Raw genomic sequence first — 25,315 nt, forward strand, 5'->3', positions numbered from 1 at the left:
CCGACCCATCCCCGTTCATGGACAGCCATGAGGAGAAGATTCATGGGATTGCACATCGTTATCTGCCCGGACAGCTTCAAGGGCAGCTTATCCAGCCCGGCCGCGGCCGAAGCCATGGCGCAGGGCGTCCGCCTCGTGGCGCCGGATGCCCGAATCGAATGCATTCCCATGGCCGATGGCGGCGAAGGCACGGCGGAGCGCATCACGCAGGCGTTGAATGGGCAATGGCGCCGTGACCGCGTGCATGGACCAGATGGTGCAATGGTCGACGCGTCGTGGGGCTGGATTCCGGCACAGAACATGGCCGTCATCGAAGCAGCCAGTGCCTGTGGCTTGAACCTTACCGCGCCGGAGCGGCGCGATCCGTGGCAGCTCGATTCGCGCGGTGTCGGTGAATTGCTGCGTTGTGCGCTGGATCACGGCGCGGAACATATCCTAATCGGCCTAGGCGGCAGCGGCACCAACGACGCGGGCGCGGGGATGCTTTCGGCCTTGGGCGTTCGATTTTTAGATGAGGATGGCAAGCCGCTCATCCCTTCGCCAGATGGCCTTAAAACGCTGGATCGAGTCGATTTTTCCCAACTGGACGCACGACTCGGACAGATCAAACTTATCTGCCTGACCGATGTGGACAACCCGTTGACCGGCCCAACGGGTGCCACTGCGGTTTTCGGTCCGCAAAAGGGGCTTGCGGCAACCGACATCGCCGCCATGGATGCAAGGCTGGCACAGATCGCCAAATGCATTAAGGCGGCCAGGCCCTTACACTGCTCACCCGATACGCTCGGCATGGGCGCGGCGGGCGGCTTGGGATTTGCGCTCGGGGCGGTGCTGGGCGCGAGGCGGCAGCGAGGCAGCGAATATCTGGCCGATCTGCTGGGGCTGGATTCGGCCATCGAACAGGCCGATCTCGTGCTGACGGGCGAAGGCGCGCTGGATACGCAGACCGCGCAAGGCAAAGTCGTCGCAGAAGTGATTCGTCGTGCCCAACGATTTGAGAAACCGGTCATCTGCATCGCAGGCAGCGTGCACATCACACCCGCACAAATCAAAACGCTGGGCTTGTGGACCGCTTGGCCGTTGTGCGGAGATAACGTTGATATTGACGCCGCCATCTCACGCGCGGCGGCAATGATTGCCGAGCGCACCGCGGAAGCCACGGCTGCGTGGCTCGATGCATCATCAAGAAAAGATTAACCGCTGCGGGAAAACAGTCGACGCACCAAAAGTTTAGGCAATCGCCACAGAAAACCCAGAAACAATCGGGTGTGCATCCCGGTCAGCAGCAGGTTGTCGCGCAGGTAGTTGAAGTGCGACACACCGCCTTCTTCCGCCGTGAAATAACGCACCGTCGTCGGCACGTTGATGGGTCGAACACCTGCCCAACAGAGCCGCACGACCGCTTCGGGGTCAAAGTCGAACCGGCGCATCCAGCGATGGCGCAACATGATCTTCTTGAGCGGCTCGATGGGGTAGACCCGAAAGCCGAACAGCGAATCGCCGATGCCCATCCACAGGGTTTCCAGATTCGCCCAGGTGTTGGAAACCTGACGCCCGTAGACACGCAGCTTGGGCGCATCGGCCGCAAAAACGGGCTTGCCCAGAATCATGGCCTCGGGCGCCAGCCGTGATTGCTGCATGAAATCGGGGATGCGCTCTGCCGGATGCTGGCCGTCGGCATCCATCGTGAGCACGTGGGTGAAGCCTGCCTTTTGCGCTTCGAGCAGCCCATACAGAATCGCCGCGCCCTTGCCCTGATTTTCTGGCAGCACGAGCACACGCAAACCCGGATCGGTTTGTGCCAGGGCCAACAGGCGTTCGGTCGTGCCATCGGTACTGCCATCGACCACCACCCACACCGGTGACCATTGCGCGCGCGCCGCCGCCAGCGTTTCGAACACCTTCTCGCCGGGGTTGTAGCTCGGGATGAGCACGAGGTGCCCTGAAGGGTCAAACAGGGAAGAATCACTCATGAGATGCTCGATCCGAGCTGTGCGCTCAATGCCATTCGCATGTCGCGTTCCATCTGGCGGGTGCAGGCCGTCACATCGGTGGGCCGGGGATAGCACGCGCCCATGCGGACAGACCAGCGCAACGGCAATTCGGGCCGTCGCCATAACGGCCAGTGTTTTCCGAGGTAGGGGCTGGAAAAACCGATCAGCAGGGATTGGATCGACACGTTCGCCCGTCGGGCAATCAGCGCGGCGCTTTGACCGAAGGGATCCAGCGGAAACTCGACCGTGCGCCCGCCTTCGGGAAAAATCAGCACATGCGCACCCTCGGCCAAAGCCGCATCGGCTTGCAGAATCATTTCCAGCGGGCCGTCGTTGCGAATGTAGCCCGCCATGCGTGCGGCGGCACCGAACAGGATGTTGTTCATCAGCCCGGCCTTCATCACGCAAACCACATTCGGCAGGCGAGAAACGATCAGCAACACATCCAGCAATGAAGGATGGTTGGCTACCAGCACCTGCGGCGGCGTATTTCTTAACGCATCCAGCGCTGCAAGATCAAAACGGTTGGCGCAGAACAGTCGCAAGAAACCGAGATAAAGACGAAAGCCCTGATGAATGAATCGACGCCCGATGCGGCGCCCGTGAGCACCAGATTCCGCCCCATCCGACAACAACGGCCGCAAAATCCAGGCGAACGGCAACCAGACCAGACACAACACGGCGAAGGCAGACAACCCCAGCGCCATGACAATGGATGCGTAAAAAGCTCGAAAAAACGCGCGCAAGCGGCGCAGGGCAAGCACTATCGGGCCTCCTGGTCGCCGTGTGTTCGAGGAACCCACCCGCTCGCTTCGATTTCGACAAGCAACTCCTGCCGGCATACATCGGCCTGCACAAAACAGACGTTGAGTTCTCTGACTTGGCGTTCGCCCGGGCCTGCACCAAGACAAACCCCCAACTCACGTCGCACGGCGTCGGCATCCTCAGGGTGGCGCACATATACGCGAAGCTGCAGATCGGCAAGCATGAAGCCTGGCCCTTGTGTCAGGCGATCGTTTGCCCGAGCGGCACTCAGTTGGTCATTGGCTTGCGCGACGATTTCGGAGATGTTCGCCAGGGTTTCCCGCGTTTGCGCACGCACATTGCCGATATGTCGGCTCTCGTGACCGACAATGCTGGCCGTGCCGGAGATCAGCAGCAGAAAGGAGTCAACCAGCGGAATCAACGTGGCGCGAGAGAAGGTCGGACTGCGGGGACCGTAGGTATCGGGGTAATGATACGCGCTGACCTGACGGGGGTTTTCCAACAGGATCGGCGCCACACGCCCCGCAAGAAAGCCAACACAAAAGCCGCCATCGCGCATTCCCAGCGCACAGGCGGCAGGCGCTGTGCTTTCGACCATCTGCTGACGCGCGTCGTAGGCGGCCTGACGGCCAACATTGAATTGCCGGTAACGCTCAAGCCCTTGGTCATTGCCATGAATATCCGACAGAAAATTCCAGGTACGCCACAAATGCGGATACCCGGCCTGATCGAGCAAGCGGAACATACGTTCATACACCGACTGACTATCCACCGCCAAGTGACTGTCTTCCCCGCCGATGGTCAACGTGCCGAACAGCACATCGCCATCCGCTCGGTACCGAATACCCTCGAATTCCTTCGTTGCGGATACCGCCCCGCCCAGCCAGAGCTCACCCGTGCCCGTGCCATCCATTTGCAGCAGAGGCATGGGTACGGACATGAACGGTACTTCGGCCATCTGGGGCGAACAGTCGGTGGGCGGCGCACCAAACCAGACCACACCCAGCGCCCGCTCAAAACCACCCTCATACTGCGAAGCAGGCGCAAGCCCACGACACGCCGCCGCATCAAGGCGGGCAAATCGTAGGCGTGGGTTATCGTTAGCAAAAAGATTTTTCATAAATATTAAATCGAGCAAAAATTGCTCTGCGCGCTTGCCTTACTTTGAGGAACGTCCCCACACGTCGGCCATCACGCATCCAGTTCGGGACGAATATTAAACCTACGCGCCTGCCATGCCCGGTAGGCACGCAGGGGGTTTCTGAGCAGGGCGACGGTATAGATTACCTTCATCATACGCAACGAAGTCCAGATGGGCGTCTTGCCGTAAATATCGCCCGCCAGCAGGGAAAGCAGCGCTTCCTTGACGCGGAAAATATTGCGCGGCCCCATGAACAGATCGCGCATCGCCGGATTGGTCACACGGTAAATGAACCACGAAAACTCGCGCGGCCCCATCCGTATCTGTTTATCGAACTTCTTCAGTGCCGCAGCCGCTTTGGCGGGGTGCTGCAAGGCCGTATCAATCGCATCGGTTGCCAAGACGGCACTTTGCATAGCGAGCAAAACGCCAGAGGAAAAGACCGGATCGATAAAGGCGAAGGCATCGCCCAGCAGCACGTAGTTGTTCCCATGCGTACGGTCGGACAGGTACGAATAATTGCCCGTGGCCTCGACGTTGTTCACAAATTCGGCACCGCGCAATTGTTCGGCCAGCGGTGCGCAGGACTCGATGTTGTCACGCAGGAACTGCTCGAGACTGCGGTCACCGCGCGATTTCATGTGGTAGGGCCAGGTCACCATGCCGATGCTCGTGATGCCGTCCATCAGCGGAATAAACCAGAACCAGCCGTGATCGAACCAGAAAATGGTGATATTGCCTTCGGCCTTGCCTTCATTGCGCAGCGCGCCACGCATATGGCCGTACACCGCCGAACTGTTGTGCTTGGGGTTGCGCTGTTTGGACTGCATCTTGTTGGCAAGGAACGTGTCGCGCCCCGAGGCATCGACCACGAACTTCGTTTTCCATTCGGTTTGGGTGCCATCGTCCATCACGGCGGTAACGCGCGCGCCAGGGCCACTCGGATGATCGTCCGGCAGGAACTCCACATTCTTGGCACGGCAGCCTTCGATCACTTCCGCGCCTTTTTGACGAGCATTGCGGATCAGAATTTCGTCAAACTGGGCGCGCGGCACCTGATAGGCCATCGGCATGGACTTATCCCAAGCCTCGGCAAATTCAAACACCTGCTTGTGGTCGTGGTGCGGCGATACGAATTCCGCGCCCCATTTTTCCATGCCGACGGCACGAATTTCTTCACCGACACCCAAGCGGTCGAACAAGGGCATATTGGCGGGCAGCAACGATTCGCCAATGTGAAAACGCGGGTGATGTGCCTTTTCCAGCACAACCACCCGATAGCCTCGCTCGACCAATAACGGCGCGACGGTCGAACCCGCTGGGCCACCGCCAATGACCAATACGTCGCAATGGTGAACCGGTTCTGATGTTTCTACTCGTGGCATGATGGCGCCCTCCCTAGCTCAATGCGGTGTGTGAAGCGCGCCGACCTGGCCGCGCATCGAAATAATACCATCCCCGAATGCGCGGATGGGCGCTCGATGCGTCCTCGTCATACCGAATGGGCATTTACACGATACACTCTATCGGTTTTGATCCTTCTGCCTTAGTGCGTTGGATGCCCGAACACAGCCAACCCGGAGAACGCTGCGATCAACGACGTGAACAAAGCGCCAGTGCGCCAACCCAGTCACAAGCCTCTGGCTCCTGCCGACTGGCGGGTCGATATCGGCCATCGGCTCATCACGCTGATGCCCTACAAGGCCGTGGGCACGACTGTGTTCATGACGGCGTTCTTCGTGGTTTATCTGCACCTGCTCCATCATCCGGTCCACACGGTCACGCTGATGCCGCTGACTCCGATTGATCACTGGATCCGTTTTGAACCGTGGAGTCTTCTGATCTACCTCACGCTCTGGGTGTATGTTTCCCTGGCTCCCGCGCTGATCGAATCGAAACGGGTATTATTCGGCTATGCTGCGGCAATCGGCGGGGTGTGCATCGTCGGGCTGGTGATTTTCTGGCTGTGGCCGACGGCCGTTCCTGCGCCGCAAATCGACTGGGCGCAATTCCCCGGATTCGGCGAGCTAAAAAATGTAGACGGCACCGGCAATGCCTGCCCGTCCCTGCACGTGGCCACGGCGGTGTTTTCCGGCTTCTGGTTGCATCGATTGCTCGGGCTGAGTCGGGCGCCATCCTGGCTGCTGATCTTCAATGCCCTGTGGTGCGCGGCCATCATCTATTCCACGATGGCTACCAAACAGCATGTCTTTCTGGATATCGCCGCCGGCGTCGTGCTGGGCGCCGTTGGCGCGATCTTTTCACTGAAGCTGCTTTTGCGGCATGAAAAGGCAATCTCACCACGTACAATAACCAAACCTTCCGTATAATGACCGATGCATTTCCATGTCTGAGACCCTTTCGCCAATCACGCCGCTTTCTGGTACCAAATCGTCGGCCATGATACCGCTGGCCATCAGCCACTTCACCCTGAGCAATGCGCTCGGATTCGGTAAGGCCGCAACGCTGAACTCACTGCTGGAACGACGCAGCGGCCTGAAGCCCTGCGATTTTCCGGACGTCGCCCTCGACACCTACATCGGCCGCGTAACCGATCTGGAAAACCAGCCCGTTGTCGATCGCCTTTCGCCTTTCGATTGTCGCAATAATCGCCTCGCACAAGCCGCATTGCGCCAGGATGGGTTCGAGCAGGCGGTGCAGGCGGCCAAGGCCCGTTATGGCGCGGATCGCGTGGCCGTGATTGTCGGCTCCAGCACCTCGGGCATCCTGCATACCGAGCTGGCGTTTCGCGAACGCGATCCGGCCACCGGCGCGCTGCCTTCGCCGCTGCATTATCGCGAAACGCATGAGCTATCGTCCGCACCCGAATTCGTGCGCCAATATTTTGAGCTGACCGGCCCCGTGCTGTCGATTTCGACGGCCTGCTCCTCCAGCGCCAAGGTGTTTGCCAGCGGGTGGCGGCTGCTGCAATCGGGTCTGTGCGATGCCGTGATCGTCGGCGGCGTGGACAGCCTGTGCCTGACGACGCTCTACGGATTTTCATCGCTCGAACTCGTCGCCAACGAGCCCTGCCGCCCTGCGGACGCACATCGTGGCGGCATTTCGATCGGTGAAGCGGCCGGATTCGCGTTGCTGGAACGGCAGGAAAATGCCCCCGATGCGACGCTGGGCTTGCTCGGTTACGGCGAAAGCGTGGATGCACATCACATGTCCACGCCCCATCCCGAGGGGCTCGGTGCGGAACTGGCGATGCAACGAGCGCTGGACCGTGCGGGTCTCGCCGCCTGCGACATCGACTACATCAACCTGCACGGCACGGCTTCACGCACCAACGACAGCGCCGAGGACCAGGCCGTCAGCCGCCTGTTCGGCACCGATGTTCCCTGCAGTTCCACCAAGGGCTGGACGGGCCACACGCTGGGTGCGGCCGGCATTACCGAGGCGATCATCGGATTGCTGTGCATCGAACATGGTCTGATTCCCGGCAGCTTGAACACCCGGCAGATCGATCCTGAATTTACCAGCCGCATCGTGCTCGACAACGAGACCCGTCCGGTGCGCCGCGTGTTGAGCAATTCATTCGGCTTTGGCGGCAACAATGTCAGCCTGATCATGGGGCGACTCGACACATGAACCACCCGTCCGACGCGATTACTTCACTCAAGCCGGTTTATCTCGACGGCATCGGCGTATTCGGCCCCGGCATCGCCGACTGGTCGCAAGCCCGTGCCGTGCTGAATGGCAGCGCCGCATTCGACATCAACGCCGATATACCGCCGTTCAATGTCGCCGATTTGCCCGGCACCGAACGCCGCCGCGCAGGAAAATCGGTGAAACTCGCCGTCGATCTGGCCGCACAGGCCGTGCTCGCCGCCCGGATCGATCCGACGCAACCTGCCGCCGTGTTCGCTTCCACCAGCGGAGACACCAACGTGCTGACGGATATCTGCGCTGCGCTGGCCACCGACGACCGACTGATTTCGCCGATGCGTTTTCACAATTCCGTACATAACGCCGCCTCCGGCTACTGGACCATCGCCCAAAGCAATCGCCAACCCACCACGGCGGTGGCCCTGCACAACCTCACAGCTAGCGCCGGTCTGCTCGAGGCGGCCGTTCAGGTCGTGACTGAACAGATGCCCGTGCTCTTAGTGATTTACGATATTCCCTTTCCGCCGCCGCTCGATGCCGCCGAACCGATCGCAACCGTATTTGGCGTGAGTTTTCTGCTCCGGCCAGCGCGAACCGAACACAGCGTTGCCCAACTCGCGCTTTCGCTCACAGCGGCCAGCGAGTCCCCCGTTGATACGCTGACCAATCCCGCGCTGGAAGCCCTGCGCACCGGTGTCGCCGCCGCGCGCATTCTGCCTCTGCTGGCTACGCTGGCGAACGAACGGAACGGAGCTAAGAGCGCAACGCACACCGTCACGCTCGATTACGTCGCGCCGCGCGTGCTGACGCTGGATGTCACTGCGCTCAAGAGCACCGCCGACAACATGAGGAGCCACTCATGAAACGCGCTCTGGTTACCGGCGGCAGCGGTGCCATCGGCGCGGCCATCTGCGAACGTCTGGCCGCCGACGGGCTTGAGGTTCTGGTGCATGCCAATAGCGGTATCGCCCGGGCCGAAGCCGTCGTGGCGCGCATTCAGGCAGCGGGGGGAATAGCACGCGCCGTCTGTTTCGATCTTTCCGACTTTGCCGCGACCGATCAGGCCATCGCCGAGCTCATGGACGAGGCGCACCCGATCCAGGTGCTCGTGAACAACGCGGGCATCCACGACGACGCTCCGCTCGCAGGCATGTCCGCCGAGCGTTGGCATCGCGTCGTCGATATTTCGCTCAACGGGTTTTATCACGTCACCCAACCCCTGTTGCTGCCGATGATTCGCACCCGTTGGGGCCGCATCATCAACATCAGCTCCATTGCGGGCGTGATGGGCAACCGCGGGCAGGTGAACTATGCCGCCGCCAAGGCCGGGCTGATCGGCGCCACCAAGGCACTGGCGCAGGAATGCGCCTCACGGGGCGTGCTCGTCAATGCGATTGCCCCCGGCATTATCGAATCACCCATGATCGAATCGGCCTTCACGCCGGAACAGATCCGCCAACTCGTGCCGATGGCGCGGGCGGGCAAACCGGAGGAAGTCGCCGATCTCGTGGCCTTTCTCGCCTCTGATCGGGCGGCGTACATCACCGGCCAGGTCATCGGCATCAACGGCGGCATGGCGTGACGCCGCACAAACCCGCCCACACACCCCGTCCATTCATGCTGAGTTTCGACGATGGCCCGCTGCCAAGAAAAACCGATGCGGTGCTCGATGCGCTGAGCCGATTTCGCGGCGAGGACGGCAAACCGCTGCGTGCCGGGTTTTTCATGATCGGCGATGCGCCGGCGCGTTTTCTGGCCGGGCGGCAGTATTTCGCCCCGTATGAACTGTGGTGGCGCAAGGGCAGCATGCGCCGCCACCCCGAACTGGTGGCACGCGCGCTGGCCGAGGGTCATATGATCGGCAATCACACGGTGCATCACGTCTGGGCACGCTGGCCCGTCTACCGCGATATGGATGCGGTTCGTAGTGAAATCCACGGCTGGGAAGCGCACGCCGAGGCAGCGGGCTGGCATCCTGCAACCGCTCCCCGACTGTTCCGCGCTCCATACCTGCTGCACACCCCGACCATGACCGCCGCCGCGACGGAACTCGGCTACCGGATCGTTGGTGGGCAAACCGTGGGCGATGCGACGCCCGGCAATGGACTGCGCGCCATCGAGCAGCAGATCCGTCGCATCCTGAATACACCGGACACACAACCTGCATTGCTTATTTTCCATGACATCCGTCCCGTCACCGCCCATCATCTGGGCACGCTTCTCGACCGATTGCAGCATGAGGGGCACGATTTACGGCATTTTTCGGTTTAGCGTGAACCGGCCAGATTTTTGAATCAGTGCGCATGCCCTTTTTGTAAGCGGTTGGCCGAAGGGGATTATTTCGGTGGGTCGATTTTTCCCGTCACGCTGGTGTTACAACGAAACCATCCGGCGATGCTGGTGCGCGGGTGTTGCGTGGGCAACACTTCATGGGGCATGGATTCGCTCATAAAGACGACCAGCTTGCCCATTTCGGGCGTGATCACGGCCCGTATATCCCCAGAGTCCTCGGCGTTCTCGCCGTAGATCACCAATTCGCCGCCCCAATCAGCCTGCCACTCTGGGTTCAGGTAACAAACGACGGACACCATTCGGCTGGCCCGCCCGCGAAAGCTGTCGAGGTGTTTTTTGTAGAAGCCGCCCGGCTGGTAGCGCGCAAAGTGGCATTCGTATTCGAACAAGCCCAAAAACAAACTGCGGTTGAGGTAGGTTTGCAGCTCGGCCATCTGGTCGAGGTACGCCTTTTGCGCGGCTGTGCGCCCATCGAACCATTTGATTTCATCACGACGAATGGTTGCGTTGACCTGATGGATCACCCCGCGGCCGACCCCGGCGGGTTCCAGATGGCCGTCGGCCTCGTGCTGCTCGGCTTCTGCTAGGAGGGCCTGACACAACGACGTGCTCAAGGCCCGTGGCCATTGATACCAACCGCGCGCCACGAGGGCATCAACCAGCGGCGCGTACCGCTCGGGCGTGTCGTTTTCGTTCATGAGGGAATCTTTCGTGGGGGTAGGCATAGCCGCCGCGCGGGGCCGCGCCGGCGGTGGTCGCCGGGCAAGATGCTTTCAGCGAGCGAGCATTATAGTGAAGCCTGCTGCGAATGCAGCGCGTTTCATGCAGCGATTCGAGCGCAGTTTGATTGGAAATTAAGGACAGCTGGCCAGCGTGGTCGCCAGATCCGGGTAGCGTGGTTGCCAGTCGAGCGCCAGCTGGATGGCGCGGGCGTCGATCCGCTTGGATTCGGTTAAAAATTCACGCGCCATCGGCGAGGATTGCGCCAGCACGTCCGCCAGCGGCAAACACGGGGGCGCGGGCAAATCAAAATGCGCCGCCGTGTTCACATAGAGCTCTGTCATCGGGCGGGGGTTGTTGTCGCTGACGTTGAACACACCGGCTACCGGCGCGGCCTGTTCCACTCGGGCGATCAGGCGTGTGTAGATATCGGCCAGATCATCGGCATGAATGCGATTGGACCACGGCGATTCTTCGGGGCAAACAACCGGCGCACCTGCACGAATTCGCTCCAAAGGCAGGCGGTCGCAGGCGTACAGGCCGGTCAGCCGCAGCACGGTCAAGGGCACGCTATGAGCGGCACACCACTGCCCGAAGCGGGTTTCGGCATCCAGACGGCGGCGGCCCCGATCATGCGCGGGGTTGGGCGGCGTGTGTTCATCGACCCAAGCGCCGCCCTGATCGCCATACACGGCGGTGGTGCTGGCATAAATCACCGCGCTGGGGCGTTGATGATCGGGCACGGCCGCAAGCCAGTTGGCCACGCGGCTGTCCACCTCGCCTGATCGGGCGGGCGGTGCGAAATAGAGCCAGATGGCCCGAGCGGGGATATCAACTGTCGATGCCATTTGATCGAGATCAATGGCCACGGACGCCCAATGGCCACGATGCGTGACCGGGCAAAACGGCACCTGTCGCGAGAAGGCGGTGATGGCACGCTGAGGGTGTCGTTCGGCCACGCGCCGGGCAATATCGCCATAACCGATGATGACCAAAGGCAAGGTGGCCCCGCTTGAATGCTGATCTTTTTCATTGGACATTTTTAAGTTGCTCCCACAGACGGCGCGGGTGAAGCCCAGCCAGCCAGCCACTGATGGCGTACACACCCGCCCCGCCGCCAATCAATAAAACAAGCCAGCCGATCCGCGTCAAGGCGTTGGCGTCGGTCCACTGTATCGCGGCGGGTCGCAACCAGAGCAACACTGCGGCCATCACGAGCGTCGCGGCCAGCACTTGGCGCAAGAATAACCATAAGGCCGGATCGGGTTGCCAGGCATCGCGTTTTTTCAAAAAATACGCCAGTAAGCCGAAATTGACCCAAGCAGCCATCGCGGTGGTCAGCGCCAGGCCCGCATGGGCGGCATAACCGCCGAACAAAAACATCCACGGCAACACAATGATCGCCTTAAAGATCAGATTGGCGGCCACGGCGACCATGCCGATCTTGACCGGCGTTTTGGTGTCTTGCCGAGCATAAAAACCCGGCGCGAACATCTTGATCAGCAAAAAGGCGGGCAAACCCAGCGCGTAGGCCGACATGGCCAAGGCGACCATGTGCGTGTCGAAGGCGTTGAACGAGCCGTATTCAAACAGCGTCGCCAGCATCGGTTGCGCCAGCACCACCAGCCCCGCGCAGATCGGCAGCCCCAGTAGCACGGTGAACTTGATGGCCCAGTTGAGCGTGCCGGAAAAATCGCCATGATCGGTGCGGCTGTAGGCGCGGGAGAGCTTGGGCAGGATGACGGTGGAAATCGCCACGCCGAACACGCCCAGCGGTAATTCCACCAGCCGATCACTGTAGTACAGCCACGAGACGCTACCCACCATCAGCATGGAAGCGAGGATGGTATCGACCAATAAATTGATCTGTGTGATCGAGGCGCCGAACATCGCCGGAATCATCAGGCGGATGGTTTTGCGCACCCCCGCGTGGCGGCCAAAGCGTGGGCGCGGCAACAAGCCCAATCGCGCAAGAAACGGCAGCAGGAAGAACAACTGCAGAATACCGGCAAAGAACACGCCCCAGGCCAGCGCCATCACCGGCTCCTTGAACCAGGGCGCAGCAACGAGGGTGGCAAAAATCAGCGAGATATTGAGCCAGATCGGCGCCAGCGCCGGCATGCCGAATCGCCCGAAGGCGTTAAGCGTACTGGCGGCGAAGGCCGTCAGCGAGATGAAAAACAGATACGGGAACGTGATCCAGAGCATGTGTGCCGCAAGCGCCCGTTGCGCCGGATCATCCGAAAAGCCCGGTGCAAAGACAGTAATGACCAGCGGCGCGGCACTGATGCCCAAGCCGACGACCACGATCAACACCGCCGCCAGTGTGCCGAACATATGATCGATAAAATCCTTGAGTTCCGCCCGGGTGTTCTTTTCCCGATATTCCGACAACACCGGCACGAAGGCCTGCTGGAATGCGCCTTCGGCAAACAGGCGACGCAGGAAATTGGGGATCTTGAACACCACGAAAAAGGCATCGGTGGCCGGGCTGGCACCGAAAACGCGCGCCAGCAGCATGTCGCGCACAAAACCGAGCACGCGCGAAATCATCGTCATGCTGCTGATCAGCGCGGTGGAACGCAGTAGGCCCATGGTCGTCAGTGACCGGCGCGGCGCGGTATCAAAGCGTCGCTGCCAGTTGATTAAGCAGGGCCTCATAAATGCGCGACAGATCGATAAGGTGCGCCACCGGCACTCGCTCGTCAATTTGATGGATCGTCGCGTTCAGCGGGCCGAGCTCCACCACCTCTGCCCCTGTCGGTGCAATAAAGCGGCCATCAGAGGTGCCGCCCGCCGTAGACGGCAACGGTTTGACGCCCGTCACCTGCGCCACCGCTGCCTCGACCGCCTGCACGAACGCGCCCTGTTTCGTCAGGAAGGGTTGCCCTGAAACAGACCAATTCAAGGTATGTCGCAGTTGGTGTTTTTCCAGTAAGGCTTCGACGCGTGCCTGGATTTTTTCCACCGAGCTTTCGGTGTTGAAGCGCAGATTGAATTGCACGTGCAACGCACCGGGAATCACGTTGTTCGCGCCCGTACCGGCCTGAATATTGGCGATTTGCAGGGTCGAAGGCGGAAAATGCGCGTTGCCCTGATCCCATTCGATGGCCGTGAGTTCGGCCAGAAACGGCGCGGCGCGGTGTACGGGATTATCCGCCAGATGCGGATAGGCGACATGGCCTTGCTTGCCGTGGACAACGAGATTGCCCGTGATCGAGCCGCGACGACCAATCTTGTATTCATCGCCCAGGCGCTCGCGACTGGAGGGTTCGCCCACCAGACACCAGTCGATTTTTTCATCGCGCGCGTTCAACCACTCGATGACCTTGACCGTGCCATCGACGGCCACGCCTTCTTCATCGCTGGTAATCAAAAAAGCCATGCGAAACGGTGGTTCGGGCGTCGTCTGCACAAAACGCTCGATGGCCGTGACCATCGCCGCGATCGAACCTTTCATATCCGCGCTGCCGCGGCCGATCAGCACGTCATCGACGATGTTCGCGGCAAACGGCGGCTGGCTCCAGGCTGTGGCATCGCCCGTCGGCACCACGTCGGTGTGACCGGCAAAACAAAACAACGGGCCGGATGAGCCACGCACCGCCCAGAGGTTATCCACAGCACCAAACCGCAGCGGCGTGATCGTGAAATCCATTGCGGCAAGACGTTCAGCCAATAACGGCTGACAACCGGCATCTTCCGGCGTGACCGAGGCCCGGCGAATCAGATCTTGCGCCAGAGCAATGGTCGGGTCGGGATGGAACGCGTCGTTCATGAGGACACCTTGTTGATGGTTTATTGGTTGATGGCTTCTTGGATAAGGGCGTGTTGCCATTGCTCGGGGTCAAAACCGACCAGGGTGACATCATCGGACACCAGAATCGGGCGTTTGATCAGGCTGGGATTGTTCAAAGCCGCGGCACGTGCCAAAGTCGTAGTCATGGCGTCGCGTTCCGCTTGTGGCAACCGCCGCCAGCTCGTACCCCGACGATTGATTACCGTTTCCCAACCGAATTCAGCCAGCCAGCGATCCAGCAGATCTTCGGGCACACCAGCCTTTTTGTAATCATGGAACAGGTAATCCACACCGTGATCGACCAGCCAAGCGCGGGCTTTTTTAACAGTGTCGCATTGGGGAATTCCAAATAAAGTCATCATGTTAATTAATTCACAAGGTAAGTGATTCGCATTGGTCAGGATAGATAAGTTTGATTCGTGACAGGCTCATCGCTGGCTAAACTGTTTTATGTGACCTTCCGGCGCGTGCCGTCCTTAAGATTGCGACAGAAAATGACCCGCCCGAAAAAAAACCAATCAAATTAGGCTGTTATTTTCTACCGCTCGGTCGCTGGCCTGATGGGCCATGGCGACACGCAAGGAACGCCGATCCCGTGAGCAGAATCAAACGTTTTCCAGACAGATTTCATTGAGGAGCCACCATGAATTCTACGCCATTTAATCAAAAACACCTCGCCTCGGCGCTGGTGGCAGCCTTTATGGTCACCGTTGCACCGGCTGTTCTGGCAGAGCCCCATGACGCACAATGGGGGCAGGAGCTGCACGCACAGCATTGTGCCGACTGCCATTCCGCGCCCCATGATGCTGCTTTTTACACGTCCAAACGCGGTGGCAAAATCAAGAGCCTGGCCGGCTTGAACACGATGGTTCAATCCTGCGCCAATCACTTCAATGTCCCCTGGTTCGATGAAGAGGTAAACGCGGTGTCGGCTTACCTGAATCAGACTTACTATCAATTCGATCAGACCCGTGCCGATTAGCAAGAAACCCTGACGTAATTATTCAGATCTTCATCAGGGAAGCTCGAAAAACCCGTCATTCCTGCGTAGGCGGGAATCCAGCGCCTTGATTTTTTTGGGCTCCCGCTTTCGCGGGAACGACGAACCATGGGTATTTCGAGGTGCCCATCTTCATCAAGGATTGCCCTTCAAGTGCCCGCATCACTGTGCGGTACCTCGGTGTTGTTCCTTGCACGCTCCAGACGTCGTGTTATCTGGGCTACATGATTCCTGACGTGTTTGGTCGCAGCGCATTTCTTTCTGCGGCGCGAGCGCGCCTTGCGTCCAATCGGACAGCGACTCGCTGAGCATGCATCCAAGAGCGCAACAGTTCACTAGCGCTTAGCTCTGCGATTAGTCCGGCAATTAACTAGGCTGGGCATTCGATATATTTTGATAATCATTCGCATTAGCGTTAATTTTATTCATGCATAAACCGCAATTCATCTTCTCCATCGATGATGAACCATGGTGATGCGCGTGATTCCACTAAGCATGAGGTTTTGAACAATGAGACTGCGTTATTTTTTTATTGGATTGACCGCTGCGTTCATGAGCACCGCCGCTCAGGCAGGCCCGCAATGCACGCAAGAGCCGCGTTCGGCCTGGATGCCGGCAGACAAGGTGCTGGCCAAGGCCACCCAGGAGGTGCCCAAGCTCAAGTTGTTCAAGGTGACGGATGGCAACTGTTTTGAGATCTACGGTTGGGGCCAGGCTGGTGAAAAGCTGGAAATTTATTACCACCCGGTCACCGGCGAGGTCGTCAAGCGCGGCAGCTGGTAATAGATTTTGTTCAAACCCCCGGCATCCGGCGTCCGGCGATGGTCGCGGCCTCAGCGCGCGATCCATTGGGGCTTGGTGCTGATCCTGCTGTTGGGGTGGTGGAGCGGATCGAACGATGAGGAGTGGCACGAATGGGTGGGCTATGGGGCCTTGGCCTTGCTCGGGCTGCGTTTTTTGCTCGGTTTTGGCAGCAGGCATCCGCATGCCAGATGGGGATTTTTCCTGCACCAACTGCTTGCCTTCCGTCGGTCACCGTCGGCGGATCATCCCGATGGGCGCCCTGTGCTCGGTCCCTTGGGCGCTTTTTCGGCCATGATGCTGTTGTTATTGATGACCGCTACCGCAGTCACGGGCTGGATGCTGACGCTTGAGCAGTTTGTTGGCGAGGATGCTGCCGAGGATCGTCATTACTGGGCATTCAATCTGACCCTGGCCTGGACGGCACTGCATGTGCTGACCCATGTCGTGCGCTGGCTGAGACGACGGCGCGTGCTGGGCTCGGACGGGGCGTAAAACACCCCGAATCGCGTGCAATCGTAGGCATGAGACCCCTCGATGGGGTTCAGGGCACGATCAGGTAGTCGGACGAAGGGGTGAAACGAAGCGACAGGTCGATGGCCTGAACGTGCTTGGTGATGGCGCCGGTCGAAATGAAATCCACACCGGTCAGGGCAACGTCCCGAACAGTGGACAAATCCACATTGCCTGAAGCTTCGAGTTTGGCCCGACCCTTGTTCGCCGCCACGGCGGCGCGCAATCCGGCCAGATCGAAATTATCCAGCAGAATCCGGTCAACGCCCGCCGCCAATGCTTCTTCGAGCTGATCGAGGGTTTCAACTTCTACCTCAAGCGGAACATCCGGGTTGATGGCCCGACTCGCCTGCACTGCTGCCGTGATCGACCCCGCCGCCATGATGTGGTTTTCCTTGAGCAAGACCATGTCATACAACCCCAAGCGATGGTTGAAGCCCCCACCACAGGTAACGGCGTATTTCTGCGCCATGCGCAAACCGGGGATCGTCTTGCGGGTGTCGAGAATGCGTGCCGATGTCCCGCTGATGGCATCGACATAGGCACGGGTGATCGTCGCCGTGCCGCTTAAGGTTTGCAGAAAGTTCAAGGCCGTGCGCTCGGCCGTCAGCAGCGCGCGTGCCGGTCCATCGAGCGTGCAGATGACACTATCTGCCGGAACGGGATCGCCATCACAGTACAACCACTGAACCAGTGAGCGGTTCGATACACGGCGGAACGCGGTTTCCGCCCAGGCTGTGCCGGCCAACACGCACGATTCCCGCGCCACGATCCGCCCCTGCATCATCTGTTCGGCCGGAACGAGCCGCGCGGAGACATCCCCGCCGCCTATATCTTCGGTTAGCGCGCGCGTTACATCGTCGGCAATCTGCTGGGAATCAATCATCACTTTATATTTTCCGGAATTTCAGGGCGTTTACCGTGGATCGCCAGGGGTATAGAAGAGAACTCCCTAGTTTAAACCATCTCGCCATCACAGTCCGATAGGCCCCTATGTCGGCAATCGTACCGGAGCATCGGCACTCTTTGCGATAAGCTTGATGCGTTCCGATTCTTGATTCAGCAGTAGGAGATTTCGCCATGCGTGTTGCCGTGTTCAGTAGCAAACCCTACGATAAGGAAAGTCTGACCCGAGCCAATGCGGCTTTCGGGCATGAACTGCAATTCTTTGAAGCGGCACTAAATCTCCAAACATGCAGCCTGGCAGAAAATGCCGAGGCCGTCTGTGTGTTTGTGCACGATCAGATCGACGCGCATCTGCTGCGCTGTCTGGCGGGGCGGGGCGTCAAGGTCGTTGCCCTGCGTTATGCCGGCTTCAACAACGTCGATCTGCCAGCCGCGCGTGAAGTGGGCATTGATGTGGTGCGGGTGCCGGCGTACTCACCTTATGCCGTGGCCGAGCATGCGGTGGCGATGATGCTGACGCTCAACCGCCATACCCATCGGGCCTATAACCGGGTGCGCGAAGGCAATTTCGCGCTCAATGGCCTGCTCGGGTTCGATATGAACGGCAAGACGGTCGGCATCGTTGGCACCGGGCGCATCGGCACCGTACTGGCCCGCATCATGCTCGGCTTCGGCTGCACCGTGCTTGCATACGATCTGTATCCGAACGATGAATGCAAGGCGCTGGGCGTGCGGTATGTCTCGCTGGATGAACTACTGCCGCAAAGCGACATCATCAGCCTGCACTGCCCGCTCAGTGAGGAAACACGCCACCTCATCGATTCGAAGGCGATCGGCAAGATGAAGCGCGGTGCCATGCTGATCAATACGGGTCGCGGGGCTTTGATCGACACCCGTGCAGTGATCGCAGCGCTCAAGCGCGGCCACATCGGGGCGTTGGGCCTGGATGTGTACGAACAGGAAGAAAATCTGTTCTTCGAAGATCACTCCGAGGAGATCATTCAGGATGATGTGCTTGAACGCCTGATGACCTTCCCCAATGTACTGGTTACCGCCCATCAGGGTTTTTTCACCCGAGAGGCGATCGACGCCATTGCCGAGACCACGCTGAATAATCTCAAGCAGGTTGAAGCGGGTGAGCCCTGCCCGAATCGCCTGTAAACACAAGCCATCCGTGATCGGCCCGCACGCCGGCTTATGAACGCCCGCATAATGCGAAGCAGGTGTAAGCCCGCGTTCAGAGATTCCCTTTTCGCCGCAAGGCCCAGATTCGCTCGCGAGGCTATGCGCCATAAGTTGTGCGTGATGGGATGGGTAGAACACGGGCACGGCCTTATAAATTAAGGGCACCGCGAAAGATTTTCCGAGGTGCCCTTAAAAATAAGAGGCAGAAATTGCCCGCACTCGGGCAGATGCGATCCGCGCTTATTTCGTACCTGAAACATCCACTTCAACCCGACGATCGGGTTGTAAGCAGGCAATGAGCGCAGGGGTGGCTTTTGAGCCCACGCAATCGCCTGGTTTGGTCACGGGATCCGCACCATCAACGCCTTTGGCGCTGATTTTATGGGCAGGGATTTGCCCGGAGCTAATCAGATAATCTTTGACCGCTTCGGCGCGACGGGTTGAAAGCTTCAAATTATAAGCATGGGAGCCAATTCGATCCGTGTGGCCGATGACCATGATTTGATCATAATCAGTACCATTTAAATCGCGAGCCAATTGATCAAGCGCCCGCTTACCTGCTGGTTTTACAACCGATTTATTGAAATCAAACAGCGAATCGGCACTGAGCGTCACTTTCTTGGGCGCGTGTCGTTCAACCACAGGGGCTGGCGTTGCAATAGCGGCAAGCGGGGCGGGTGCCAAAGCCGGCTCGCGGGCTTTCTGGCCAAAACGATAGACCAGGCCCGCCGAGATTAAATCAATATCCCCTTTATTGCCGACCGCGTCGTTAATCCGATAGCGTTCGACTTCAGCGCGCACATCCAATGATTCGGTCAGGGCGTATTGCACCCCCACGCCAAACTTGTAATTGGTATCGCGCGCGCTGGGGCTTGGGTTGGTCACCAGCACGGCACCGGTGCCGACAAATTGATCCTGCGCCTTGGCATAGTTCACACCGACTCGGCCAAATAGCGAAAACTTGTCGGTAATGGGCCACAATCCCACCACATCCAAGTTCACCCCTTGGAGTTTGATCTCGCCGGTTAAAGTGCCTTGTGGTGTGGTGTAGGCCGTATAACCAAATTTACCCAAATTAAAGTAGCCACCTTCCAGGGCGAAATAGCGATTGAACTGATAACCCCCGTACAACTTGTAGCCGATGCTGCGATCATCATTGGTGAGGGCGTTTGTGGTGAAGCCCGAGCCCAAAAGATTGCGCGTGATGCGGTCATTATCGATCGTCGCGCGCGATTGCCCTGCATTGGCGCCAATGTACCAGCCAGAATCATCTGCCGCGGCCATCGGGCCTGCCATCATGGCGATGACCAATAAACTCAAAGTAGCCGTTATTTGGCTGCTTTTAACTTTTCTTAGTTTCATTTTTTGCTCCAAGCGGATGATATGCATTGAATCAATGCAGTGATCTCGGGTAATGGGTTGTTATTCATGGTTTTGCTCCTTGCCTCATTGAGCCAGCCGATGGGAATGCCACAGGCTGGGCATGGAGAACAACGCTCTGTGTTAAGGCGCAGGGACGTTAATCACGGTATTGGTCATGGTGAGCGATGCATTTAATCCCACCGCGCGGCCATTGAGCGTCACTAAGGCCGCATTCCCGGCCGTGGAGAATGCAACACCGGCATAGGCCAAGATATTGCCCACCATGGTGCCGCCGCCTGCCGCATTAATGGTGGCTGAGCTACCCACTTGCCAAAACACATTTTTAGCTTGCGCGCCGTTAATCAGCTGAACGCTCATGGGTAAGCCGGGGCCGCCAACGGTCAATGTGCTGGCCATCTGGAATACCCACACCGCGTTCGCATTGCCTTGGCCATCCAATACGAGATTAGAGCCGGTGATTTGGTAGGAGCCCAGTGCTGACTGGTAAATACCCGGTGCCAAAGTTAAGCCGCCCAGTTGATCTGTACCCAAATCAAGGCCACCTGGCAGCTGGGCCGGGGTTAGCTTGTTGTAGGCTGTTTGCGCATCGCTAAGCGCTTGAGTTGCAATGTTGCATGAGGTTGGGTTAACCGTCACAGCCGTAGGGCCGGTGGTCGATGTGGTGCAGGTATAAATCTTACCGTTAACCGTGCCGATATTTGAGCCGGTTTCGGTATAAATATCGAGCGCATCATGAAACCCGGTCACAGAGGTGGTCGTGGTGGCCGTCGTGCCAAGATCCCCATTGATCACGGTATTGATACCTTGATTAGTGGTGCCTGCCGTGCCGCCCAAATTACCAAAGGTGCTGGCTGAACCCAATGAAACCGCGCCCGGTGCAAGCCCGCTGCCGGTGGTGAAAGTCCATGGATTAGGCATGCTGCCGGGTGCCAGTGCATTACCGGCTAAATCTTTGGCACCGGTAATGGTGGCCGTGTAGGTTGTGTTGGCAAGCAAGTCACTGGCCGGGGTGAACGAGGCAACCAGGGTTTGCGGGTTATAACTCACGGCGCCGGTTAACGGCGTACCGATCGGCGGGCCACTCACCTGGAGCGAGAAATTGGCCGTCGTCAGCGTTAACGGATCCATTGCCTCACTAAATGTGGCATTAACCGGCGTATTCAGAGCCACATTAGTGGCCTGATCAGCCGGGTTTTCCAGCACGATTGTGGGCGGTGTGGTATCGGGTGTGGTGGTCGTAAATTGCCAAACGTAATTGCTGGCTGCCGGCAGGGGCGCTTGATTACCCGCCAGAGCATTGCCGGCTACATCGGTTGCTGCCGTGGTGATGGTTCCCGTGTAGGTTGTGCCATTGTCAAGCACCGCATTGGGGCGGAAAATCGCCGTTTTGCTCCCGACATCGTACGTGACAACACCCGATACAGGGGAAACACAAGGTGCGGCACAGGTTAAAGCAAAGGTTCCGCTGGCTGTGATCGACGCGGGGGCCATCGCCTCTGAAAAAGTAGCTGTTATTGCCGTGTTCGCTGCAACATTCGCGGTTGGGCCCGGAATGGTGGTAACCGGTACGGTGTAAATGACGCTGGGGCGCGTGGTATCTGACGTGATCCCGGTGGTAAATCGCCACACATAAGGCGCTGCTAAAGCTAAACCCGAGGCCAAACTCGTAGCCCCGGTTACCGTGGCCGTATATTGGGTTGCGGCGGTAAGATCGGTGGGTGATGCGAACGTTGCCACCCGGTTGGTGCTATCGAGGGTAACTGTACCGGCGGGGCTAACACAAGGCGCGGCACAGGTAACAGTGAAACTTGCGCCACCGGTGATGGCTGCCATGGGCTCACTAAATGCAGCGGTAATCAGTGTGTTGTTTACCGGGACACCCGTGGCGTTGTGGAGGGGGGCGACAGCGGTTACGGTGGGCGGCGCTGGCGGTACAACCGGCGGTATAACAGGCGGTACGACAGGTGGTACAGCAGGCGCTGGCGCTTGCACAGCACCACCGGCGCCTAAAATGGGCGCTTGCCCGCCGCCGCCACAACCGGCCAATAACGCAGTCAACGCCAAGGCGGATAGCCAAGGCAATGGCTTGTAAAAGCGTTCAAATTTTTTCATTTTTAATCCTTATCTAATCTTAAGAGTCATTGTTGACAGGAGCCCATCAGCGCTCAATAAGCACTTGCAAGAACCGCAGAGTGTTTATTTGCTGCTAAGTGTTGCAACTTACGGGGATAAACTCTGTGCGTTAGCACACGTAGTGCTAAAAATCCTGGTGCGGAGCTTGAAAATACCCAATACCTCCAACGCCCCAACAAGGGGTGCCATGGGTATTTCAAACGGGTGCCAGTTGTTTGAGGCGTGCACACTGCACGAGGGGCTATAAAGCTTGCTTAAGGTGTTGCACCGTTGCTCTTGTCTTGGTAAGCGTCCGGCCGCCCCACCTGTTCTGACGGGTATAGAGTAGGGTACAAAGTGTCCACCTATTTTTAGTGGACACTTTTATGAACCCGACACCATCTGCTCGCCAGCGGCGCTACCATCCTGCTGAATTCAAGGCTCAACTGATTACCCTATGTCAGCAACCCGGTGCATCGGTTGCCGGTGTGGCACTGGCGCACGGGGTGAATGCCAACCTGTTGCGTCGCTGGATTCGTCAACAGGCAGGCTCGATGCCCCGATCAGTACCGACTCTGGTGCCGATTGAGCTTGCCGCACCGGTCGCTGTGCCAACCGACGATGCTTTGAGTCTTGAGATTAACACGAGCTCGGCTCGTGTCACGATCCACTGCCCGGCATCCCGTGTAGATGCCTGTGCCCGCCTGCTCGGGCGGTGGCTCAAATGATTCGCCCCGAACAGGTGTTCCTGATCGTGGAACCGGTGGATATGCGCTGGGGTATTGAACGCCTGTCGCAACAGGTGCAATCCCTGCTGCACCGGTCCCCTTGTGATGGTACCGCTTATGGGTTTACCAACCGCGCCCGATCCCGACTCAAACTTCTGATCTGGGATGGCACGGGGGTGTGGCTCTGTCAGCGCCGGTTGCACCGGGGGCATTTTTATTGGCCAAAGCCCGGGGATGATCGGTTTATCATGAGTGCCGAACACTGGCAGTGGCTGACCACCGGGGTTGACTGGCAGAGGCTCTGCGCCAAGCCACAGGCCCACTGGCAAGTGTGAGATTTTTCAGGATTTCGTCTTGAAAAATCAGCACATGCAGCCTGGGGTTTGGTATAATCAACCTCATGATTTCAAACGCAGAAACCGGTCATTCATCCCCTGAAACGCCCTCCGTGGCGTGGCTGATTGCGCAACTGGAACTGCGGGATTCTGAGTTGGCAAAACTTGATGCGGCACTGGTGCAACGCAATCAAGACATCCGCCATTTAACCCAAAATCTTCATGCCAAAGACATCAAGATCAAGGCACTCACCCATGAACTGGCGTATTACCGCCGTATCCGCTTCGGGGCCAAAACCGAGGCCATGAGTGCCGAGCAACTGCACCTGTTCGAAGACGATCTGGCCGAGGACATCGCTGCCGTTGAGGCCGAGTTATCACCCCCGGCAGATGCCCCGCCTAAACCCCGCCGTAAGGCCGGTCGGCAGCCTCTGCCCGATCATCTGCCGCGTGAAACCCATGTCCATGAACCCGATTCCTGTCAGTGCGGCCAGTGTGGTGCCCATCTGGTCAAGATCGGTGAGGACGTCACCGAAAAGCTCAATATCATTCCCGCCCGATTCTTTGTCGAACGGCATGTCTATCCCAAATACGCCTGCCGATCCTGTCAAACCATCACGGCCGAACCCAGCGCACCCACCATCATCGATGGCGGTATGGCCGCCCCTGGCCTGCTGGCCTGGGTGGCGGTCAGCAAATATGTCGATCACCTGCCGCTCTATCGGTTAGAACAGATTGCCCAGCGTAGTGATGTGCATCTCTCACGCAGCACGATGAGTGAATGGATTGGCCGCATCGGTGTGGCTCTGCAACCCCTGGCCGATCGCTTGAGTGAATTACTCAAACAGCGGGCGGTACTGCATGCCGATGAAACCCCGGTACAGCAACTCGATCCGCTGGCCGGTAAAACCCCAAGTTATCTATCTGGGAGCTTATCTTTGGGCCTATCGCAGCAATAGCCTGGATGCGGGGCCGCCGATCGTGGTGTTCGACTATCAAACCGGCCGCAGTGGTCAACATGCCGCCGAGTTTCTTCAGCACTGGCCAGCCAATGGACCAACCAATGGACCAACCAATGGACCAACCAATGTACCAACCAATGGACCAACCAATGGACCAACCAATGGGCAAGGCACCTTGATGGTCGATGACTACAGCGGGTACAAAGCCCTGTTCCGTGCGGGCGTGACCGAGCTTGGCTGCTGGGCCCATGCCCGGCGCAAGTTCTTTGATCTGCACAAGGCCAGCAATCATCCGGTTGCGCACGAGGCACTGTCGCGGATTGCCCGGTTGTATCTTGCAGAAGAAGAGGCCCAAGGCATGGACATTGCGGGGCGGATGCAACACCGTGCCCTGCACAGCCTGCCGCAGTTGCAGGACATGCACCAGTGGCTCACTGGCCTGCGGCCCGGTGTGGCCAACGGCGGCGCACTGGCCAAGGCCATTGACTATACCAAGAAGCGCTGGCCGGCATTGATCCGCTACGCCCAAACCGGCCACCTACCGATCGACAACAACCCGATAGAAAATGCCATTCGTCCGATTGCCCTCGGCAAGAAGAACTGGTTGTTCGCCGGCAGTGAACGGGCAGGCAAACGTGCGGCAGCGATTCAGAGTCTGTTCGCCACCGCCAAGCTCAACGACATTGAACCGGCTGCCTGGTTGAAAGACACCCTCGAAAAACTACCCACCTGGCCCAACAGCCGCATCGATGAACTGTTGCCCTTCAGGCAGAAAGCATAAACGACCCAAGTTTCAAAGGTGGAGCGGCTGGACGCTTACTTGTCTTGGAGTTGGTCGCCCGCTTTTTCGATTTGCTGCCCGGTTTTATCGACCGCGCCATCCAAGGCCTTGCCCGCTTTTTCAGCGGGGCCTTCAGGCTTGCTGCAGCCAGATAGCATTGCCATCAGCATGCCGGTCAGGGCAAAAGTGGTGATTGTTTTTCCGAGTGTATTCATAAGGTTCGCCTTGTTTCCCTTGCAAAAAAAATAAAAGGTTTGGCCGTGTCCAGTTGTGGGTAACAAATGCCAAA

General features: G+C 58.7%; 25 protein-coding genes and 1 pseudogene. 13 read left to right on the top strand and 13 right to left on the bottom strand.

Annotation, left to right across the window (positions count from 1 at the left end; translation table 11 throughout):
* Positions 1-42 precede the first annotated feature (42 nt).
* Entirely contained in the window at positions 43-1,197 is a 1,155-nt protein-coding gene (locus tag HNEAP_RS11135) for a glycerate kinase family protein (RefSeq protein ID WP_012825079.1), read from the top strand.
* Here HNEAP_RS11135 and HNEAP_RS11140 read toward each other — a convergent pair.
* From HNEAP_RS11140 to HNEAP_RS11155, 4 genes are all read right to left on the bottom strand, one after another.
* Positions 1,194-1,973 carry a glycosyltransferase family 2 protein gene (locus HNEAP_RS11140; protein WP_012825080.1) on the bottom strand — a complete coding sequence of 260 codons (780 nt, stop codon included), beginning with the start codon at positions 1,971-1,973 and terminating at the stop codon, positions 1,194-1,196. The two genes, HNEAP_RS11135 and HNEAP_RS11140, sit on opposite strands and share 4 nt — an antisense overlap.
* The gene (locus tag HNEAP_RS11145; RefSeq protein WP_012825081.1) at positions 1,970-2,758 is read right to left on the bottom strand and encodes a lysophospholipid acyltransferase family protein; all 789 of its coding nucleotides are present in this window, start codon (positions 2,756-2,758) and stop codon (positions 1,970-1,972) included. Before HNEAP_RS11145 ends, HNEAP_RS11140 begins: the two co-directional genes overlap by 4 nt.
* Positions 2,758-3,879 carry a chorismate transformation FkbO/Hyg5 family protein gene (locus HNEAP_RS11150; RefSeq protein ID WP_012825082.1) on the bottom strand — a complete coding sequence of 374 codons (1,122 nt, stop codon included), beginning with the start codon at positions 3,877-3,879 and terminating at the stop codon, positions 2,758-2,760. The genes HNEAP_RS11145 and HNEAP_RS11150 overlap by 1 nt, the downstream gene beginning before the upstream one ends.
* A gap of 71 nt (positions 3,880-3,950) precedes the next feature.
* Positions 3,951-5,285, bottom strand: coding sequence for an NAD(P)/FAD-dependent oxidoreductase (locus HNEAP_RS11155; protein ID WP_012825083.1), 1,335 nt, complete (start codon positions 5,283-5,285; stop codon positions 3,951-3,953).
* Positions 5,286-5,501: 216 nt separating this feature from the next.
* On the opposite strand from HNEAP_RS11155, the gene HNEAP_RS11160 reads away from it, so the two are divergent.
* The 5 genes from HNEAP_RS11160 to HNEAP_RS11180 all read left to right on the top strand — a co-directional run bounded on the left by HNEAP_RS11160 (position 5,502) and on the right by HNEAP_RS11180 (position 9,783).
* Positions 5,502-6,230 (top strand): phosphatase PAP2 family protein, encoded by a 729-nt coding sequence (locus HNEAP_RS11160; protein WP_012825084.1) that lies wholly within the window; start codon positions 5,502-5,504, stop codon positions 6,228-6,230.
* A gap of 70 nt (positions 6,231-6,300) precedes the next feature.
* Complete coding sequence (locus HNEAP_RS11165) at positions 6,301-7,494, top strand: beta-ketoacyl-[acyl-carrier-protein] synthase family protein (RefSeq protein ID WP_041601094.1); 1,194 nt, start codon at positions 6,301-6,303, stop codon at positions 7,492-7,494.
* Complete coding sequence (locus HNEAP_RS11170; protein ID WP_012825086.1) at positions 7,491-8,375, top strand: beta-ketoacyl synthase chain length factor; 885 nt, start codon at positions 7,491-7,493, stop codon at positions 8,373-8,375. Before HNEAP_RS11165 ends, HNEAP_RS11170 begins: the two co-directional genes overlap by 4 nt.
* Positions 8,372-9,094: a 3-oxoacyl-ACP reductase FabG gene (gene fabG, locus HNEAP_RS11175; protein WP_012825087.1), complete on the top strand. Its 723-nt coding sequence runs from the start codon at positions 8,372-8,374 to the stop codon at positions 9,092-9,094. The genes HNEAP_RS11170 and fabG overlap by 4 nt, the downstream gene beginning before the upstream one ends.
* Positions 9,091-9,783, top strand: a complete 693-nt coding sequence (locus HNEAP_RS11180) for a polysaccharide deacetylase family protein (protein ID WP_012825088.1) — start codon at positions 9,091-9,093, stop codon at positions 9,781-9,783. Before fabG ends, HNEAP_RS11180 begins: the two co-directional genes overlap by 4 nt.
* Positions 9,784-9,848: 65 nt before the next feature.
* On the opposite strand, the gene HNEAP_RS11185 is transcribed toward HNEAP_RS11180, so the two are convergent.
* From HNEAP_RS11185 to HNEAP_RS11205, 5 genes are all read right to left on the bottom strand, one after another.
* Positions 9,849-10,502 (bottom strand): 2OG-Fe(II) oxygenase, encoded by a 654-nt coding sequence (locus HNEAP_RS11185; RefSeq protein ID WP_049772537.1) that lies wholly within the window; start codon positions 10,500-10,502, stop codon positions 9,849-9,851.
* Positions 10,503-10,658: 156 nt separating this feature from the next.
* Positions 10,659-11,564, bottom strand: a complete 906-nt coding sequence (locus tag HNEAP_RS11190; protein WP_012825090.1) for an NAD-dependent epimerase/dehydratase family protein — start codon at positions 11,562-11,564, stop codon at positions 10,659-10,661.
* A complete protein-coding gene (murJ, locus tag HNEAP_RS11195) occupies positions 11,554-13,119 on the bottom strand; it encodes a murein biosynthesis integral membrane protein MurJ (protein ID WP_012825091.1) in 1,566 nt (521 codons plus the stop codon). The genes HNEAP_RS11190 and murJ overlap by 11 nt, the downstream gene beginning before the upstream one ends.
* 28 nt (positions 13,120-13,147) lie before the next feature.
* Positions 13,148-14,299 (bottom strand): succinyl-diaminopimelate desuccinylase, encoded by a 1,152-nt coding sequence (dapE, locus tag HNEAP_RS11200; RefSeq protein WP_012825092.1) that lies wholly within the window; start codon positions 14,297-14,299, stop codon positions 13,148-13,150.
* A 20-nt stretch (positions 14,300-14,319) separates the two neighbouring features.
* A complete protein-coding gene (locus tag HNEAP_RS11205; RefSeq protein ID WP_012825093.1) occupies positions 14,320-14,682 on the bottom strand; it encodes an arsenate reductase in 363 nt (120 codons plus the stop codon).
* A gap of 281 nt (positions 14,683-14,963) precedes the next feature.
* Here HNEAP_RS11205 and HNEAP_RS11210 point away from each other — a divergent pair, with 281 nt between their 5' ends.
* From HNEAP_RS11210 to HNEAP_RS11220, 3 genes are all read left to right on the top strand, one after another.
* Complete coding sequence (locus HNEAP_RS11210) at positions 14,964-15,302, top strand: c-type cytochrome (protein WP_012825094.1); 339 nt, start codon at positions 14,964-14,966, stop codon at positions 15,300-15,302.
* 528 nt (positions 15,303-15,830) lie between these two features.
* Positions 15,831-16,103: a PepSY domain-containing protein gene (locus HNEAP_RS11215; RefSeq protein ID WP_012825095.1), complete on the top strand. Its 273-nt coding sequence runs from the start codon at positions 15,831-15,833 to the stop codon at positions 16,101-16,103.
* Positions 16,104-16,109: 6 nt separating this feature from the next.
* The gene (locus HNEAP_RS11220) at positions 16,110-16,616 is read left to right on the top strand and encodes a cytochrome b/b6 domain-containing protein (RefSeq protein ID WP_012825096.1); all 507 of its coding nucleotides are present in this window, start codon (positions 16,110-16,112) and stop codon (positions 16,614-16,616) included.
* A gap of 49 nt (positions 16,617-16,665) precedes the next feature.
* On the opposite strand, the gene nadC is transcribed toward HNEAP_RS11220, so the two are convergent.
* On the bottom strand, positions 16,666-17,520 hold the full coding sequence (gene nadC / locus HNEAP_RS11225) for a carboxylating nicotinate-nucleotide diphosphorylase (RefSeq protein ID WP_012825097.1): 855 nt from the start codon (positions 17,518-17,520) through the stop codon (positions 16,666-16,668).
* A gap of 194 nt (positions 17,521-17,714) precedes the next feature.
* On the opposite strand from nadC, the gene HNEAP_RS11230 reads away from it, so the two are divergent.
* Complete coding sequence (locus tag HNEAP_RS11230) at positions 17,715-18,701, top strand: 2-hydroxyacid dehydrogenase (protein WP_012825098.1); 987 nt, start codon at positions 17,715-17,717, stop codon at positions 18,699-18,701.
* 264 nt (positions 18,702-18,965) lie between these two features.
* Here the strand turns inward: HNEAP_RS11230 and HNEAP_RS11235 are convergent, their stop codons facing one another.
* Both HNEAP_RS11235 and HNEAP_RS11240 read right to left on the bottom strand, forming a co-directional pair.
* Complete coding sequence (locus HNEAP_RS11235) at positions 18,966-20,087, bottom strand: outer membrane beta-barrel protein (protein WP_012825099.1); 1,122 nt, start codon at positions 20,085-20,087, stop codon at positions 18,966-18,968.
* Positions 20,088-20,228: 141 nt separating this feature from the next.
* A complete protein-coding gene (locus HNEAP_RS11240; RefSeq protein ID WP_012825100.1) occupies positions 20,229-22,220 on the bottom strand; it encodes an Ig-like domain-containing protein in 1,992 nt (663 codons plus the stop codon).
* A 386-nt stretch (positions 22,221-22,606) separates the two neighbouring features.
* Here HNEAP_RS11240 and tnpA point away from each other — a divergent pair, with 386 nt between their 5' ends.
* From tnpA to tnpC, 3 genes and pseudogenes are all read left to right on the top strand, one after another.
* Positions 22,607-22,948, top strand: coding sequence for an IS66-like element accessory protein TnpA (gene tnpA, locus HNEAP_RS12395; RefSeq protein WP_012825101.1), 342 nt, complete (start codon positions 22,607-22,609; stop codon positions 22,946-22,948).
* Positions 22,945-23,283: an IS66 family insertion sequence element accessory protein TnpB gene (gene tnpB, locus HNEAP_RS11250; protein WP_012825102.1), complete on the top strand. Its 339-nt coding sequence runs from the start codon at positions 22,945-22,947 to the stop codon at positions 23,281-23,283. The genes tnpA and tnpB overlap by 4 nt, the downstream gene beginning before the upstream one ends.
* Positions 23,284-23,405: 122 nt before the next feature.
* Positions 23,406-25,026, top strand: a pseudogene (tnpC, locus tag HNEAP_RS11255) (IS66 family transposase).
* A 35-nt stretch (positions 25,027-25,061) separates the two neighbouring features.
* Here the strand turns inward: tnpC and HNEAP_RS11260 are convergent.
* On the bottom strand, positions 25,062-25,241 hold the full coding sequence (locus HNEAP_RS11260) for a hypothetical protein (RefSeq protein ID WP_012825103.1): 180 nt from the start codon (positions 25,239-25,241) through the stop codon (positions 25,062-25,064).
* Positions 25,242-25,315 lie beyond the last annotated feature (74 nt).

This window comes from Halothiobacillus neapolitanus c2 (genome assembly GCF_000024765.1).
GTDB classification, from domain to species: domain Bacteria; phylum Pseudomonadota; class Gammaproteobacteria; order Halothiobacillales; family Halothiobacillaceae; genus Halothiobacillus; species Halothiobacillus neapolitanus.